Genomic DNA, 16,536 nt, shown 5'->3' on the forward strand with positions numbered 1-16,536 from the left:
GCTCCCCGACTTCGCGGTTTCCTGCAATTGTGCAGTCGACCGGCCGCCGTCATGCAGCGCAACACCACGGGCTGGGAGCTGTGCACGGTGCTTTTTTTAGCAAGACCTTCAGGACCGGGACTTCCTGAACTATTACAGGCTTTTACCTGAAAAGACCTGCACTTCGCAGTTTTTTGACACCGTTTGCCCACTTGCCCGCTGGCACGAACGGCTTGGGCAAACAAATTACTGTGCCTCAGAAAAGACATAATTTACTTGTCGGAACAGGTTGAAAACGGATGCGCCTTTCTACACAAATACAATGTGCAGGAATTCCCCGTTCCCGACGTTCCCAATTGTTGAGGTGCGAAATTTTGCTGCGAAGAAACTATTCTTTTCACGTGGAGAAAGTGAGTCGGGATGCAACTGGTGCGGTGTTTGTTGGCGGCGTTCGCAATGATAGGATGCAGAAGATGCATGGGACGGTGCTGGGGTCAAAAGGTCATCACGGTTGGTGGCCGTTCAGGGTACCACGAAAAAAGTTTTCCTTCGGAAAACTGTTAGCTTATCCTTAGGAGGTTACACAATGAAGGCTGTAATTATGGCCGGAGGCAAAGGGACGAGGCTTCGTCCCTTGACTTGTCATCTCCCGAAACCGATGGTGCCTCTTGTAGGCAAGCCTTGCATGGAATATATCGTCGAGCTGCTGAAGAGCCATGGCATTCATGAAATTGCCGTTACGATGCAGTATTTGCCCGAAGTGATCCGAAGTTATTTCGGAGACGGCCAGGACTTCGGCGTGAATATACGCTATTTTGACGAAACCGTGCCGCTTGGTACAGCGGGCAGCGTCAAAAATGCCCACGATTTTCTGGACGATACCTTTGTTGTCATCAGCGGAGATGCGTTGACCGATTTTGATTTGAAGCAGGCGCTGTCGTTTCACAAACAAAAGCAATCGCTCGCTACTCTGGTGCTTGCTCGGGTCGCACACCCGCTTGAATACGGCGTGGTCATGACGGATGAGCAGGGCCGTATCGCGCGTTTTTTGGAAAAGCCGAGTTGGAGCGAAGTGTTCAGCGATACGGTGAATACCGGCATTTATATTTTGGAGCCCGAGGCGCTGGAACGCGTTCCCTCCGGTACGGAATTTGATTTCAGCCAGCAGCTGTTTCCGGCGCTGCTTCGCGATAATCTTGCCCTGTACGGCTATGTCGGCAGCGGGTATTGGTCGGATATCGGCAATTTGCAGCAGTACCGGCAAACGCAGTTCGATATGCTTGGGGGCAAAGTGAAGGCGAACCTGCCGGGCAAGCAAATTCAGCCGGGCGTTTACGTCGGCGACAATGTGGAAGTGAGCGCCAAAGCGAAGATTCTTGGCCCGGCGTACATCGGGGAGGGCAGCCGGCTCGAGGATGATGTGGAAATCGGCGAATACTGCATCATCGGCAAAAACAACCGTGTGTCCAAAGGCAGCGTGCTGACCCGCAGCGTGCTGTGGGACCACAACCACATCGCCGAGCGGAACGAGCTAGCGGGGTCGACTTTGACAAGCCGGATCGTTTGCAAGGAGGCGTCCAGTTTGGGCGACGGGTCCGTCGTCGGCAGTCATGTCGTAATCGGCTCCGGAAGTACGGTTCAGCCGAATGTGAAAATATGGCCGGGCAAACAAATTCGCGATAATACCCGGCTTCATACATCTTTTATATGGGGCGACCAAGCCTCCAAATCCTTATACAAAACATCCGGGGTCAGCGGACTCCCGAATCTCGATCTTACGCCGGAAATCGTCGCAAGATTCGCCACCGCATACGGCGCGACGTTAGCCGCAGGCAAAGTTTTGACTGTGAGCGGCGCCCCGCATGAATTTTGCCGGCTGCTTAAGCGCATCGTCATCGCGAGCCTGCAGTCGGTCGGCACTCATGTGATCGATTTGGGCGACTGCATGCCGCCTGCAGCCGCTTTTGCCATTCGCAGTCTTGGAGCGGCGGGAGGGATTCATATCGCCTGGTCAGGCAGCGAAGCCGCCGACTGCTCTCTCGAATGTCTGGACGGCTCGGGGCTGCCGATAGCCAGAAACGCCGAACGTAAAGTCGAAAACAGCTTTTGGCAGGAAGATTACGCCCGTGCTCCTATCGGGCAGGTTGGGAGTTGCAAAGAGGACCACCAATGGACCGAGGCGTATGTCCGCGCTTTGGCCAAAGAAATCGCTGACGAGCGCACCGCTGTCCCGCCTTTGAGAATCGTGATCGAAGCCAGCCCCTGGTTTCAGCAATGGGCGATCCCCTTTTTCGAGGAGCTGGGTACGGAAGCGATCCATGTGACGGCGGCCAGCCTGCTGGAGCCGCTCCACGCCTTTGTGCCTCTCTCACAGGCCAGCCTCGGGCTGCGGCTAAGCGATGACGGGCGCGGCATGCGGCTCGTCACAGAGCGTGGCGACCTTGTGAACGAAGACGTGCAGACAGTGCTTCTCTACTTGTGCTACCTTCACAGCCGCCCGGGATCGACGATAGGAGCCCCGGTCAGCGCGCCGCATCTGCTGGAAAGCATGGCCGAAGGGCTCGGAGCGAGCATTGTGCGCACGAAGGAATGGGCCAGAGCGGTAATGGAAGCGACTCGGGAAACGAATATGCATCCGCTGTTCGATTCGCTTTTTGCGGCCGGACTCGTGCTGCTGCATCTGCATAGAACGGGATTGCCGCTCAGCGAGCTCCTCTCTTTGCTGCCGGACTTTCATCTGCACCGCGAGCGGATTGCATGTCCGTGGGATGTTAAAGGACGGGTGATGCGGAACATGATGGAGCGCACGAAAGATGCGCGCGTCGAGCTGCTGGACGGCATTAAATTTTTTCACGACGATGGTTGGGTTCTGCTGCTTCCCGACGCCGACGATCCCGCTTTCCAAGTCGTCGCCCAGTCGGATAATCCGATGCTGGCGCAAGCGCTCGTCCGCAACTACCGGGAACAAATTCTAAACCTTCTTCAATGAGCATATACATATATCGTTGATTTTTTTCGATTCTCACGATGAAGGAGAGAGCGGCGTGAACATAATTCCCATCGTTTCCAAACAGATCGCCTATGTGCTGTACGACGATCAATCATCCAGTATGATCGTTCAATATCATACCGGTTACAAGGCATCTTTTCCCAATGTGAAGCAGGACGACTATCAGATGATCGCGACCTCGACGAATGGCTACGACTCTTTAGTGAAGCTTACCGGAATGCGGTACGCTCAAGGTCAACCGCCGGTAGAGTGAATGACATACACGATCTCCACTTCGCAAAAGTGGAGATTTTTCGTTTGCGCGCAGCGTATGCTACAATGTTGCTCAATCAATCCAGTTCAAAAGCAGTTGCTTCAAAACAACCACGCTAAAGAAAAGGTGAGTCGGATTTCCACTTCAACTCCAACTGTACACGCCGATTATACGGACCGGGATACGCTGCATTTGCTCGTGCAATCGCCTTTTGTCCTGTTTGCATACTGGCAGCTCTCCTCACGGAAAGCCGCGATGATCCAAGAGCATTTCGGAAAAGACTGGCTCGCTCTGCTGCCCAGCCTGCGCATTTATGACGTTACCGGTTTATCTTTTGACGGGAGCGTCGCCAATGAGGCGTGGGAGCTTCCGCTGCCGCAGGAGGAATCCTGCTTTTTGCAAGGGTTCCGCCCAGGCAGGCATTATGCGGCCGATTTGGGCATTGTGAACGGTCACGGCCAGTTTCTCCCCCTTCTGCGCTCCAATACGGTCATGACGCCCGCCGGCGCTAAAGAAACGGCTTCCGCCCCTTCCCTGCCGGAAGGGAATGCCCTCTCCGCAGCTCCGCTCGCCTTCACTCTGATCAAGCCGTTCAGCTATGACCAATTCTCAGCGTATTCCGTCTATCCGGTTAAGGAAACGGATGCGGACTCCGGAGGCGACAGCGAATGACTCCCCCTGCTCACGGTTATATCGCTTTTCTCCTGCATGCTCATATGCCGTATGTCCGCCGGGAGGATGACGACGTCACCCTGGAAGAGCGCTGGTACTACGAAGCTGTCGCGGACAGCTACCTTCCCTTGATCGATATGATGGATTCCCTCCTGCGGGACGGCGTCGGCTTCCGTCTGACGCTCTCCGTCTCCCCTACTCTGCTCGCGATGATGGAAGACCCGCTCATGCAGCGCAAAATGAAGCGGTACCTGACCGGGCTGAGCGAGCTGGCCGGCCAGGAAGCGTCGCGCCTGCGCGGCGAAGCCGACTTCGCGCCCGCAGCCGCCATGTACCGGAGCCGCTACCGCCGGCTCCTGGAACTGTACGATCGCCTGGGCGGCGATCTGATCGCCAAGCTTCGCAGCCTGCGCGACGCCGGCTGCGTCGAACTGATCACGTGCGCCGCGACGCATGCGTTCTTGCCGCTGGTCAAGAACGCAGCCGCGCTGCGCGCGCAGCTGGAAGCCGCCGTTCTCGAATTCCGGCGGCATTTCGGCTCTGCTCCGGCAGGCATTTGGCTGCCGGAGTGCGGCTACACGCCCGCGGTGGAGCCCCACCTGCAGGCGCTGGGCCTGCGCTGGTTCGTCGCTCCGGCGCACGCACACGCGCTGGCCGCCGCAGGCCGGCCCCTGCGCACGCGCGGCGGCGCCTGCGCCTTCGCCAGGGACCCCGAAGCCTCCACACAAGTGTGGAGCGCGGAGGCCGGGTACCCGGGCGATGGCGAATATCGCGAGTATTACCGCGATATCGGCTACGACCTCGGCGCGGACGGCGGCACCGAGTGGGAGTACATCAAGCCCTATATGCTGCCGGACGGCAAGCGGATTCATACGGGCTTGAAGTATCACCGCGTCACCGGGCGCAGCGGAGACGCCAAACAGCCCTACCGCCCGGAACGTGCCGCCCGGAAAGCCCGGCAGCACGCCGGTCATTTCATCGCGGCCCGGGCGGAGCAGATCCGCCGCCTCGCCGCCGCAGGCGAGGGGGCGCCCCCGGTCATCGTATGCCCATACGATGCCGAGCTGTTCGGCCACTGGTGGTACGAAGGTACCCAGTGGCTGGAGGCCGTGCTGCGCGGGCTGCATGACGCGCGCAGCTTTAGCCCGGGCGTAGTCGTGGAGACGACTACGTTAAGTGCTTACGCGGCCGCCTGGCCGCCCGATACGGAAGCGGAGCTTCCCGTATCGAGCTGGGGCCGCGGCGGCTTCGCCGAAGTCTGGCTGCAGCCGCGCAGCCAGTGGGTGCATCCTCGGCTCCATGCAGCCGAGGACCGGATGATCCGCGCCGCCGCCCGGGTGCAGCGCGAGCTTTCGCCGCCCGACGCCTGGCGGAGGCGGGCGCTCAATCAGGCGGCGAGGGAGCTGCTGCTCGCTCAAAGCAGCGACTGGACGTTCATTCTCGACGCCGGCACGGTGACGGAATATGCAGAGCGCCGCATCCGCAGCCATCTGGAGCATTTTCACGCCCTGCTCGACATACTTGAGCCCGCTGATGAACGCAGTACCGGTACCGGTTTGTCCGCTTCGTCTGCGCCAGCCCAGCCCGCCGATGCTTTGACCTGCAGACCGGAGCCCACCGGCAATCACTGCACCGACAACGGCTTGCCCGCTCTGTCTCCGCCCGCTCAGCCTGCCGGCGACCTGCTCGATCGGCTGGAGCACAGCTCGCCGTTTTTGCCCGAGCTCGATTACCGCATATACGCAGCTTCGAGCGAGCTTGAGGAGGTACGAGCGGGAGCGTTTCTTCCCGCCGCTCCCGGCAGTGGCAAGCTGCGCATCCTCATGCTCGCCTGGGAATATCCGCCGCGCGTGATCGGCGGCTTGGCCCGGGCGGTCTGCGACTTATCGGAACAGCTCGCCACGCTCGGACACACCGTCCATGTCATTACGTGCCATGCGGCCGACAGTCCGGTCTACGAGGTGTCCGGGCAAGTGCATATTCATCGGGTGCAAATTTTGCAGTCGATGGTGCCGGTTCATTTTCTCGATTGGGTCTTTCAAATGAACATGGCTTTTATAGAAGCGATTCAGCGTCTTTTCCGGGACGGTGCGGATTTCGATCTTGTTCACGCTCACGACTGGCTCGTCTTTTATGCCGCCAAAGAAAGCAGGCAAACTCTCGGCATCCCGCTCATCGCCACCGTTCACGCCACGGAATACGGGCGCAGCCAAGGCAGGCTGGAGACCGAAGTACAGCAGCGGATTCATCGCCTGGAAGGTAAGCTGACCAAGGAAGCGGACCGCGTCATCGTCTGCAGCCGGTTTATGCAGCATGAAATGCAGCGCCTTTTCGGACTGCCGGAAAGCAGAGCGGTCCTTATTCCCAACGGCGTACGCGCGCATCGTGGAACGGATGCCCCCGCTTCCCTTATCCATCCGCTGCTGCCGGGAACCATTGGCGATACCACAGGCCGAGACCGGATCATCTGCTTCCTGGGCAGGCTCGTGCACGAAAAAGGCGCGCACATTCTGATCGACGCCATGCGGCCGCTGCTCAAACGCTTCGCTAACGCACTCCTCGTCATCGCCGGGACCGGTCCGGCTCTGGAAGAGCTGCGTTTCCGTTCCGCCCGTTACGGAGACCGGGTCCGTTTCACCGGCTTTGTTGACGGGCAGGATAAAGAACGATTGCTGGAAGCCGCCGAATTGTGCGTCTTTCCCAGCCTCTACGAGCCGTTCGGCATCGTCGCTCTGGAAGCGATGTCCAGCGGAACGCCGCTAGTCGTCTCCGATGTCGGCGGTCTGGCCGAAATCGTCGAGCACGGCGTCGACGGCTGCAAAGTTCCCCCGGGCGATGCCCGGGCGCTCGCCGCGCAAATCGCGGATTTGCTGGAGCGTCCCGAGTCCGCGAAGCAGCTTGCGGAAGCGGCTGCTCGTAAAATTGAAGCTTCCTACGATTGGACCGGCATCAGCGAGGCGACCGTAGACGTGTATCGGCAGGCAGCCCATATCGTTTTATCAAAATGAAGCGGAATTTCAAATTGCTGAGCAAATGAGGTCACTTTGTGAGGGTTAGGGAACCGGAGCGCTCTAATTTGGGGTGCATACGCTTTTTCCCAACGCTCGTCTCCCAGGGTGCAGGTTGTACAGCGGGGAGACATCAGGCAGCTTAGCGGACCAGACTAAAGCCTGCAAAAGTGCAGGTTTTTCCTATGAAAATGTTTCGTTTTGGCGAAAAGCCTGCGATTGTGCAGGAATTTTCGATGAAAATGAATCTGAGCCCACGTTCGCGGCGAAAAGCCTGCACAATTGCAGGAATATTTCGTCTCCAGCCCATCAACGAGCAAAAAACTGCACTTTTGCAGCTTTTTTCGCGTGATTCGGCTGAATGTGGGGTCCGGCTTTGGCGTGCACGTTTCAGGGCAGCCTGGCTTTTGCTGCTCTTCTTTACACAACCCAGCAGATTGTGGGGATTCGGCTCTGGCGTGCAGGTTTCGGAGTAGTCTGGCTTTTACTTCTCTTCTTTACGCAACCCAGCAGATTGTGGGGATTCGGCTCTGGCATGCAAGTTTCGGAGTAGCCTTGGCTTTTGCAGCTTTTTCACGCGATCGGGCTGATTGGGGCGGTCCGCCTTTAGCCTCCGCGTTTCGCGGCAGCCTGGCTTCTGCTGCTTTTCTTCACGCGACCGGGCTGATTGGGGCTGTTCGGCTCCGGCCTCCGCGTTTCGGGGCACCAGGATTGCGCTGCTTTGATTGTGCCGGCCCCGCTCTAGCCTCCCCGCATTTCCGGGCAGCCCCGAAAATCACGTATATTTCATAGCGGCGAGGAAATAATAAAATAATATGTGAAACTGTGCCCATTTTGAAAGCGCGGTCACATGCAATTTTCAGAATATTTTCAAAGAATCATTGATTCCTTGGGAAGAATTAGGTAACCTATTGGCAAAGCCCTATGTGTCCTTATGAAGCGTAGGCTGATCCATCAGACGCGTAGACCCTCTTTCAGTTCCCTTGGAGCATGGTTTTACCGCGATCAAACTTACGAGTGGGGAAGTGATTTTATGCCTAGACATCTGGTCATCGGAAACGGAAAATTTCTTATTAACCTCGATCAGCATTCTTACATGCGGGATCTGTACTATCCTTTCGTCGGCCAGCTCAACCATATCGGCGGATACCAGTGCCGGGTAGGCATCTGGGTCGATGGCGCCTTTGCTTGGCTGAACGCCCCGGAATGGCAGTTTCATCTCGCTTATGTGGAGGATTCTCTCGTTACAAAGGTTACGGCTACGCATCCGGATCTGGGAATCACCCTGCTCATAAACGACGGTGTCCATCAGCGCGAGGACATTTATTTGAAGCGGATTCAAATTACCAATCACCGAAATACGGTGCGCGAGGTACGGGTATTTTTTAACCAGGATTTGCTCATTAACGAAACGGAAGTGGGCGACACCGCTGCCTATTACCCGGCATCCAATACCGTTTTCCATTATAAAAAAGACAAGTATTTCATGTTTAACGGAAGCACCGGAACCGAGGGCATCTTTCAGTATTCTACGGGTGTCAAAAGGTTCTACAATGCCGAAGGCACCTGGCGCGACGCCGAAGACGGCCATCTGATGGGCAATGCGATCGCTCAGGGCTCGGTCGATAGCACGATCAGTTTCCGGCTGTTCGTGCCGCCGGAGGCCAGCCAGACGATGTACTACTGGATGACGGCCGGCAAAACGCTCGAGGAAGTGAAAAAGCTCGACGCCTACGTCAAAGACAGCCACCCCGGCAAGCTGCTCGACCGGGTTACCGTGTACTGGCAGCGCTGGGCGAACAAGTCCGAGCGGGATTACGGCGACTTGCCGGAGGACGTAGTGCGCTTGTATAAGCAGAGCCTGCTGATCGTCAGAACGCAGACCGATGTGAACGGCGCCATCATCGCCGCCAACGACTCGGACATTATGCAGAGCAATCGTGACCATTACAGCTACATGTGGCCCCGCGACGGCGCATTGATCGCCTATGCGATGTCCATGGCAGGCTATCAGGGCATGATCATTCCTTTCTTCAACTTTTGCGCTAATGTGCTTTCGCCGGAAGGCTATCTGCATCATAAATACAATCCGGACGGCACGGTCGGCTCCAGCTGGCATCCTTACATTCATTCGGGACGCGTGCAGCTGCCGATCCAGGAAGATGAAACCGCACTTGTCCTTTTTGCCCTGTGGCAGGACTTTCAGAAGCACGGCAGCCTGGAATTCGCCCAATCGCTTTATCGCACGTTAATTCGCAGAGCGGCCCGGTTTATGTCGACTTATATCGATCAGGAGCTGAACCTGCCTAAGCCGAGCTACGATCTTTGGGAAGAACGGTACGGCATTTATACTTTCACGGCTTCTGCAGTGTACGGCGGGCTGATCGCCGCTTCGAATTTCAGCAATTTGTTCGGCGATGAGGAGCGGAGCAACCGCTACAAGCACACGGCCGAGAAAATTAAAGCCGGCATGCTCAAGCATTTGTGGGATGAAGAAGAAGGCCGTTTTGTGCGCGGTTTGTACCTTGAGGACGGGGAATGGGTTAAGGATATGACGCTGGAAAGCTCCGTCTACGGCATTTTCGAATTCGGCGTGCTGCCGGCCGACGACGAGCAGGTCGTATCGACTATGAAAGCGAACAAAGCAGGACTGGCGATCAAAACCGACGTCGGAGGCATCGCCCGCTATCATCACGATTATTACTTCCAGCGCTCCACCGACATCGATAACATTCCGGGGAACCCCTGGATCATCTGTACGCTTTGGATCGCCGAGTGGGAAATCGAGTGCGCCAAATCGCTGGCCGACCTGGAGACACCACGCAGGACGCTGGAGTGGGTCGTTCGGCATTCCATGGAAAGCGGCGTGCTGCCCGAGCAGCTTGATCCTTTTTCAGGCGAGCCCGTATCCGTCGCTCCGCTCACCTGGTCCCACGCCACTTATGTGCTGACCGTCGTGAAATACTTGAACAAATACAAGCAGCTTGCCAAACAGTAGTGCTGCAAATACAAAAGCTATCCTGAAGTCGGTTTCGACAGGGGATAGCTTTTTTTTGCGCGGAGTAAATTTTTGCATTGTATAATTATTCATAAAATTTTATAATTATTAAAACCATTTTGCATTTATTGGAGTGATGAAATTGGGCTTTAAAGTTTTTGTCGATGGTCAAGACGGCACTACAGGATTAAAAATTAACGAATATTTATCGCGGATCGCCAAGATCGAAGTGCTTCAAATCGAACCTTCCAAACGAAAAGATCCGGATGCCCGCAGCCGATTGCTGAACGCCGCAGATATTGCATTCCTTTGTTTGCCCGACGATGCCGCCAGGGAATCCGTTTCGCTGATTGCCGGCGGGAAAACCAAAATCATCAATGCCAGCACCACCTTTAGAACGGATCCGGGCTGGGTCTTTGGATTGCCGGAGCTAGTCCCCGGCCAGAGGGATCTCATTCGCGGCGCTTCCAAAGTTTCCGTCCCCGGCTGCCATGCAACAGGCTTTATACTGAGTCTCAGACCGCTCATCGATGCCGGCATTGTGCCGAGGGACTACCCCGTCACCAGTTTCTCGGTTACAGGGTACAGCGGAGGCGGAAGAAAAAAGATAGAATTGTACGAAAACGCTGCGGCCGCAGACGAAAAAAAACTGCATATCCCGAGGCACTATGCGCTCGATCGCTTGCATAAGCACATCCCCGAGATGCAAATGTACTCCGGCCTGCTCTACGAGCCTCTTTTTACGCCCGTTATTGCCGATTACTATCAGGGACTGGCTGTATCCGTGCCGCTGATCAAAAGGAATTTGAACAAAAGCGTGTCGGCCGAGGATGTTCGCGACATCTTGGCGGCCCGCTATGAGTCCGAACCTTTCATCCGTGTCATGCCGTACGAATCCGGCCGCCACCTGGACGACGGCTACTTTTTGATCGGCGAGTGCAATCTCACGAACAAAGTCGACATGTTTGTTTTCGGCCAGGGCGAGCATATCCACATTTTAACCAGGTACGATAATCTGGGAAAAGGTGCTTCCGGCGCGGCCATTCAAAATATGAACCTGATGCTCGGCTTTGAAGAAAGCCTTAGTTTAATCTAGGAGCCGCACTCGGAGCCTGGGCGGGTGGGCCAAACTCCCTACTGCACCAGCTCGCTGTAGCTCCCGGCTCCGAGCAGCAAGTCGAGCTCCTGCGGATGGGATAGCTGAATTTTATACATCCATCCTTTTTCATAAGGCGAGTCGTGCAGCAGCTGCGGCACCCGTTCAAGCAATGGGTTCACGGCCGTTACTTTGCCGGATAACGGAGCGGGCAAATCCCGGTCGCCCTCCACGGTTTCCGCGCTGCCTGCATATCCGCCCCGCTCCAGCTCATCCCCTGCTTCGGGCAGCTCGATAAAGACGATCATCCCAATTGTGGCGATCGCCCAATCGGTAAGCCCGACGACGGCATGCTCCCCTTCCGGACGAATCCAGTAATGGTCTTTGGTGTACCGAAGATGTTCCGGAACTGTCATGTTCATTATCCTCCCAGGTGCAAAAGCTTGCAAAGCCGCCAGTGCCTGCTAAACCAGGCGCTTGCGTTTTATTATCAAAAAAGCTCCTCCGCCGCATCAAACGGACCGAAGGAGCTTTATCGCTTTTAACTATGATTATTTCGCAACGAGGTGTTTGTCGCCAGGTTTCCAGTTCATTGGGCACAATCCGCCGGATTGAAGCGCTTGAAGCACGCGAAGCGTTTCTTCTACGCTGCGGCCTACGTCGTTGTGGTTAACAACTTCGTATTTCAGTTCGCCTTCCGGATCGATGATGAACAGGCCGCGAAGCGCGATGCCTTCTTCTTCGATCAGAACGCCATAATCGCGGGCAACGGATTTAGTGATGTCCGCAGCAAGAGGGAATTCCAGCTTGCCAAGGCCGTTATCGTTAACCGGAGTGTTGATCCAGGCGCGATGAGTATGAATGCTGTCGATGGAAACACCCAGAATCTCAGTGTCCAGCTCTTTGAATTGAGCGGCAGCGTGGCTCAAAGCTGTAATTTCTGTTGGGCACACAAATGTGAAATCCAATGGATAGAAGAATAATACCAACCATTTTCCTCTATAATCGGACAAAGATGCTTTACCGAAATCTTGACCGTTGCCTAATGCCGTCTCCATTGTGAAATCCGGCGCTTGTTTACCGACTAAACGCTCTGCCATGTGCAAAACTCCTCCTCTAATCTGAATTCTTCGTATAAAATGGTAACATTCGCCTAGATGAAAGTCAATAATTAGATCGAATATTAACTAATAATTATTATTAATTGTGGGGGATTTTTGACAATTAGTTTGAAAAGCATTTGGAATAGGGGCATTTCGAAATGCTGATTGGCAAAACCAAGCTGCTGAATATCATCTACCGATTATCGCCAACGCTTTCCGACCGAATTATGCGCAACGCATAAGCTGCGTTATGTAAAAAGCCTGGCGGTTGAGGCGTTATATGTTTCACCCAGAAGGAACTAGTTTAATAATCCTAATTATCAATTTGGAAATGAGCCTTAATTCTCATTTATTTTTTAAAAAATTACAAATTTCAACTTTTATAGACAAAATAACATGGTAAACCTTTCCTTTAAGTGATATTATGAGAAAGTTGATATAAATTACCCAAAAGGAGTCATTGCATTTATAGGAAAGGGGAGAGCATCAACTTTAGCACTAAGGACTATTTATCTATCTTTCTATGATTCAAGTTCATCAGATGACTCGATGCTCGGCAAATTAATTGGAAAAGGATGTGCAACTATGATACCAACCTTCAAAAAATCTCTTTTTAATAGCAAGATTTATTTCTGCTGCATGTTTATGAGTTTACTTTTTACTATTTTTTCAAGTTCCACATTTGCGACGACTACAGGATATCCTCCTAGTCAGGCTACTGGCGGGAAGGTTACTGCTACATTGATTAATGGCTTTTCTGCAAATGCTGCAAATCAGAATGGTGCAGGGTTGTTCGATGGAATTCCGGCAAATGATTGGAATACAAATCAAGTTTTTTATTGGTATGGTTCCTCCTCATATGTGGAAGTTTCTTTCCCTAGATCAGTTAATATTTGGAGATATGGGACTACTGGATGGAGCAGTTATACTGCTCAATTGAACATTTTGAAGTTTAACAGTTCTGACGGTAGCTATACAGATGTTACTTCTACGTATTCTCTTCCTACCTCAGCAATTACCAATTTACAGGCTGAAAAGTTTGTGCAACATTTACCAGCAGGAAGGTACAAATTTAAAACTAGTGGTTATCGAATGGATTCTGAATGGTATGTGGAAAATGATGAGGCTTTGCCTGCTGTCCCGTCTGGTTTGAATGGTACTGGTGCTAATGGTACTGCTAACCTTACTTGGAATGCGAATACCGATTCTAATTTACAAGGATATTTCATTTACCAAAATGGAGTAAAACTTTCCAATACTCCTATCAGCGGAACATCTTATTCCGTTGGTTCCCTTACGAACGGGACTTCCTATTCTTTTCAGATTTCGGCTGTTGATACCTCAGGGAATGAATCTGCTTTGTCTTCAGCGGTATCGGTCACACCAGTGAACACGAACCCGCCAGTTACGCCAACCGGATTAACTGGAGTGGCAGGGAACGGGACGGTAAATCTTAATTGGAAAGGGAATTCAGAAACTGATTTAAGCGGCTATAATGTATATCAAAATGGAGTGAAACTGAATACGACACCTGTTTCGGCGGTTAGTTTTAATGTGACCGGATTGATCAATGGAACAACCTACAGCTACCAAGTTTCGGCGGTTAATAAAGCGGGGTTTGAATCGGCCAAATCTGCAGCCATCAATGTAACTCCTGTTCCTCCATTGCCGGCAACTCCTTCGGGATTATCAGCAACAGCTGGAAATGCACAAGTAAGTCTGACCTGGAATTCTGTAGCAGAGTCCACATACTATGTTCTTAAAAGATCAACGACTGCGGGCGGACCATATACTGTTATTGCTAATAATGTATATCTACCATCTTTTACGGATAACTCAGTTGTAAACGGTACGACTTACTACTTTACTGTAAGTGCGGTTAATATCGCGGGGGAAAGCGGCAATTCGAATGAGGTTGCAGTTACTCCAAAAGCTCCATTGCCACAAACGCCGCAAGCTCCAACCAATTTGACAGGAAGCGCGGGCAACAATCAATCGAGCCTGTCTTGGACTGCATCGGCTGGAGCGACAAGTTACACGGTAAAACGTGCAGCAACTGCAAATGGGCCTTTCATCGCTGTGGCAAGCAACGTAACTCAGACTTCATTTATTGACGCCACGGCTACCAATGGTACGACTTATTATTATGTTGTCACAGCAACAAATGCAGGTGGCGAGAGCTCAAACTCCAACGTGGTTACTGTGACCCCGTCTTCGCCGGGATTGCTTTATCCTACAAACTTGGTTGCTACATCCGGCAGCAAACAGGTTTCCTTAACTTGGACAGCCGCAACGGGAGCATCCAGTTATATTGTTAAACGCAGCACATCCAATAGTGGTCCGTATACCCAAATCGCATTGGGAATTACAGGTACGAGTTATACGGATACGACAGTAACAGACGGAACGACATATTACTACGTAGTATCCGCTGTTATTGGAAACAATGAAAGTAATAATTCAAACTCTGTAGAGGCAACCCCGACAGCTCCAATTCAAAATAATCGGGCTCTATTGGAAATTACCATGGTTAGCGGTCAAACATTTGAATATGACTTGTCTATGGACGAAGTAAATGATTTTATCAACTGGTACAACAATCGCGCTTCAGGAACGGGACCAGCATTCTATACGATGAACAAAACCTATAACCTTGGACCTTTCAAAAGTAGAAAAGATAATTTTGTATTCGATAAGATCCAAAATTTTGAGGTTAATCAATACAGTAAATAGAGTTTGATCTACCGATTATCGCCATCGATCGCCGACCGAATTATGCGCAACACATAAGCTGCGTTATGTAAAAAGCCTGACTGCTGTGGCGATGTTATTCGCTCAGCAATCAGGCTTTTTATATTGCATGAAATTATTTGCGCATAGCGTTAACGATCAGTTCGCCCATCGCAACCGTGCCGATGGCTTTGCTTTTGTCGACGGCGATGTCGCCTGTGCGGTTGCCCGCGTCGAGCACTTCTTTGACCGCGCGCTCGATGGAATCAGCCGCATCGTGATAGCCGAACGTCAGGCGGAACATCAGCGCGACGGACAAAATCGTAGCGATCGGATTCGCGATGCCTTGACCGGCGATATCCGGAGCGGAGCCGTGCACCGGCTCGTACAAACCGAAGCTGCCTTCGCCCAGGGATGCGGAGGAAAGCATGCCGATCGAGCCTGTCAGCATCGCAGCTTCGTCGCTCAAAATGTCGCCGAACATGTTCTCGGTGACGATGACGTCGAAGCTGGACGGACGGCGGAGCAGCTGCATCGCGCAGTTGTCGACGAGCACATGCTCCAGCTCGACATCCGGATAATCCGCGGAAACGCGGATTACCGTTTCGCGCCACAAGCGGGACGTCTCCAGAACGTTCGCTTTATCAACGGACGCCAGCTTCTTGCTGCGGGTGCGCGCGATGTCGAAAGCTTGGCGGGCGATGCGCTCGACTTCAGCGACGTTGTACACGCAAGTATCCACTGCTTCTTGGCCGTTTGCGCCTTCGCGGCGGAATTTCTCACCGAAATAGATGCCGCCTGTCAATTCGCGAACGACGATCAGGTCGGTTCCTTCCAATACTTCCGGTTTCAAAGTGGAAGCTTCTTTCAGGCAATCGAAAATAACAGCCGGACGAATGTTCGAGAACAGTCCGAGCGCTTTGCGGATGCCGAGAAGCCCTGTTTCCGGACGCAGCTCCTTCGGATTGTTGTCCCATTTCGGACCGCCGACAGCGCCCAGCAGAACGGCGTCAGCCGATTGGCACACCGCAAGCGTTTCTTCCGGCAGCGGGGTGCCTTTTTGATCGATGGCGATACCGCCGAACAGCGCATGCTCGGTTTCAAATTGGTAACCGAACAATTCTTCCGTACGCTTCAATACTTTTTCCGCTTCTGCAACAACTTCCGGACCGATTCCGTCTCCGGCGATTACAGCGATTTTTTTCACTTCTGCCATGACTTTCATTCACTCCCTGGTTTCATATTCCTGCCGCTTGGCGCGGTCAGACATCCTTCGTTAACGTCGAAAAAAGACTTCTATATATTGTACCATACTTAGGCCAGGTCACTTAGATATAAAATCTATCGCTTTAATAGGCTACACCTATAAAGAAGCATGTAAACGTGGTTGAATCACTCACCGCCGGAGCAGCACATCACTGCTGACGCGGCAAAAACCTGCAAAAGTGCAGGCTTTTTCTTTGAAAGAGGCTCATTTTGAGGAAAAACCTGCAATTGTGCAGGAATTTCCGACCCAGATGGGTCCGAACTCATGTATGCGCGAAAAAAACTGCATTTTTGCACTAGCTTTGCAAACAAATGTAACAAACCATATTTTTTAAATGTTATTTAACAAAAAAGGTAAATTAATGTTGAAATTTTGCATAAAAAAACCTATTCTAATGGTCAGATCATCTAGGCGTGTTAC

11 protein-coding genes are annotated in these 16,536 nt (G+C 53.0%); 8 read left to right on the forward strand and 3 right to left on the reverse strand.

Features of this window, described 5'->3' with window-relative positions:
* Positions 1 to 565 precede the first annotated feature (565 nt).
* From AC3G2T_RS34195 to argC, 7 genes are all read left to right on the forward strand, one after another.
* Positions 566 to 2,968 carry a sugar phosphate nucleotidyltransferase gene (locus tag AC3G2T_RS34195; protein WP_474686639.1) on the forward strand — a complete coding sequence of 801 codons (2,403 nt, stop codon included), beginning with the start codon at positions 566 to 568 and terminating at the stop codon, positions 2,966 to 2,968.
* A gap of 55 nt (positions 2,969 to 3,023) precedes the next feature.
* Positions 3,024 to 3,242, forward strand: coding sequence for a KTSC domain-containing protein (locus AC3G2T_RS34200; RefSeq protein WP_488438246.1), 219 nt, complete (start codon positions 3,024 to 3,026; stop codon positions 3,240 to 3,242).
* Between the two features lie 126 nt (positions 3,243 to 3,368).
* Positions 3,369 to 3,914 (forward strand): DUF4912 domain-containing protein, encoded by a 546-nt coding sequence (locus AC3G2T_RS34205; RefSeq protein WP_488438247.1) that lies wholly within the window; start codon positions 3,369 to 3,371, stop codon positions 3,912 to 3,914.
* Entirely contained in the window at positions 3,911 to 6,922 is a 3,012-nt protein-coding gene (locus tag AC3G2T_RS34210) for a 1,4-alpha-glucan branching protein domain-containing protein (RefSeq protein ID WP_488438248.1), read from the forward strand. The genes AC3G2T_RS34205 and AC3G2T_RS34210 overlap by 4 nt, the downstream gene beginning before the upstream one ends.
* Before the next feature lie 185 nt (positions 6,923 to 7,107).
* On the forward strand, positions 7,108 to 7,398 hold the full coding sequence (locus AC3G2T_RS34215; protein ID WP_474685923.1) for a hypothetical protein: 291 nt from the start codon (positions 7,108 to 7,110) through the stop codon (positions 7,396 to 7,398).
* A gap of 557 nt (positions 7,399 to 7,955) precedes the next feature.
* Positions 7,956 to 9,920 (forward strand): glycoside hydrolase family 15 protein, encoded by a 1,965-nt coding sequence (locus AC3G2T_RS34220; protein ID WP_488438249.1) that lies wholly within the window; start codon positions 7,956 to 7,958, stop codon positions 9,918 to 9,920.
* Between the two features lie 142 nt (positions 9,921 to 10,062).
* On the forward strand, positions 10,063 to 11,016 hold the full coding sequence (gene argC / locus AC3G2T_RS34225) for an N-acetyl-gamma-glutamyl-phosphate reductase (RefSeq protein WP_488438250.1): 954 nt from the start codon (positions 10,063 to 10,065) through the stop codon (positions 11,014 to 11,016).
* 38 nt (positions 11,017 to 11,054) lie between these two features.
* On the opposite strand, the gene AC3G2T_RS34230 is transcribed toward argC, so the two are convergent.
* Positions 11,055 to 11,432, reverse strand: a complete 378-nt coding sequence (locus tag AC3G2T_RS34230) for a glycine cleavage system protein H (protein WP_488438251.1) — start codon at positions 11,430 to 11,432, stop codon at positions 11,055 to 11,057.
* A gap of 135 nt (positions 11,433 to 11,567) precedes the next feature.
* Positions 11,568 to 12,116 (reverse strand): peroxiredoxin, encoded by a 549-nt coding sequence (locus AC3G2T_RS34235; protein ID WP_474685931.1) that lies wholly within the window; start codon positions 12,114 to 12,116, stop codon positions 11,568 to 11,570.
* A gap of 588 nt (positions 12,117 to 12,704) precedes the next feature.
* Between AC3G2T_RS34235 and AC3G2T_RS34240 the strand changes: the two genes are divergently transcribed.
* The gene (locus tag AC3G2T_RS34240) at positions 12,705 to 14,852 is read left to right on the forward strand and encodes a fibronectin type III domain-containing protein (protein ID WP_488438252.1); all 2,148 of its coding nucleotides are present in this window, start codon (positions 12,705 to 12,707) and stop codon (positions 14,850 to 14,852) included.
* A 133-nt stretch (positions 14,853 to 14,985) separates the two neighbouring features.
* On the opposite strand, the gene leuB is transcribed toward AC3G2T_RS34240, so the two are convergent.
* A complete protein-coding gene (leuB, locus tag AC3G2T_RS34245) occupies positions 14,986 to 16,065 on the reverse strand; it encodes a 3-isopropylmalate dehydrogenase (protein ID WP_488438253.1) in 1,080 nt (359 codons plus the stop codon).
* Between the last annotated feature and the right edge of the window lie 471 nt (positions 16,066 to 16,536).

The sequence above is a fragment of the Paenibacillus sp. sgz302191 genome, assembly GCF_057749925.1.

Coding starts and splice junctions, on each gene's coding strand:
- AC3G2T_RS34235 (WP_474685931.1), bottom strand. CDS start 12,116: ATGGCAGAGCGTTTAGTCGGTAAACAAGCGCCGGATTTCACAATGGAG.
- AC3G2T_RS34240 (WP_488438252.1), top strand. CDS start 12,705: ATGATACCAACCTTCAAAAAATCTCTTTTTAATAGCAAGATTTATTTC.
- AC3G2T_RS34215 (WP_474685923.1), top strand. CDS start 7,108: ATGAAAATGTTTCGTTTTGGCGAAAAGCCTGCGATTGTGCAGGAATTT.
- AC3G2T_RS34220 (WP_488438249.1), top strand. CDS start 7,956: ATGCCTAGACATCTGGTCATCGGAAACGGAAAATTTCTTATTAACCTC.
- leuB (WP_488438253.1), bottom strand. CDS start 16,065: ATGGCAGAAGTGAAAAAAATCGCTGTAATCGCCGGAGACGGAATCGGT.
- AC3G2T_RS34210 (WP_488438248.1), top strand. CDS start 3,911: ATGACTCCCCCTGCTCACGGTTATATCGCTTTTCTCCTGCATGCTCAT.
- AC3G2T_RS34230 (WP_488438251.1), bottom strand. CDS start 11,432: ATGACAGTTCCGGAACATCTTCGGTACACCAAAGACCATTACTGGATT.
- AC3G2T_RS34195 (WP_474686639.1), top strand. CDS start 566: ATGAAGGCTGTAATTATGGCCGGAGGCAAAGGGACGAGGCTTCGTCCC.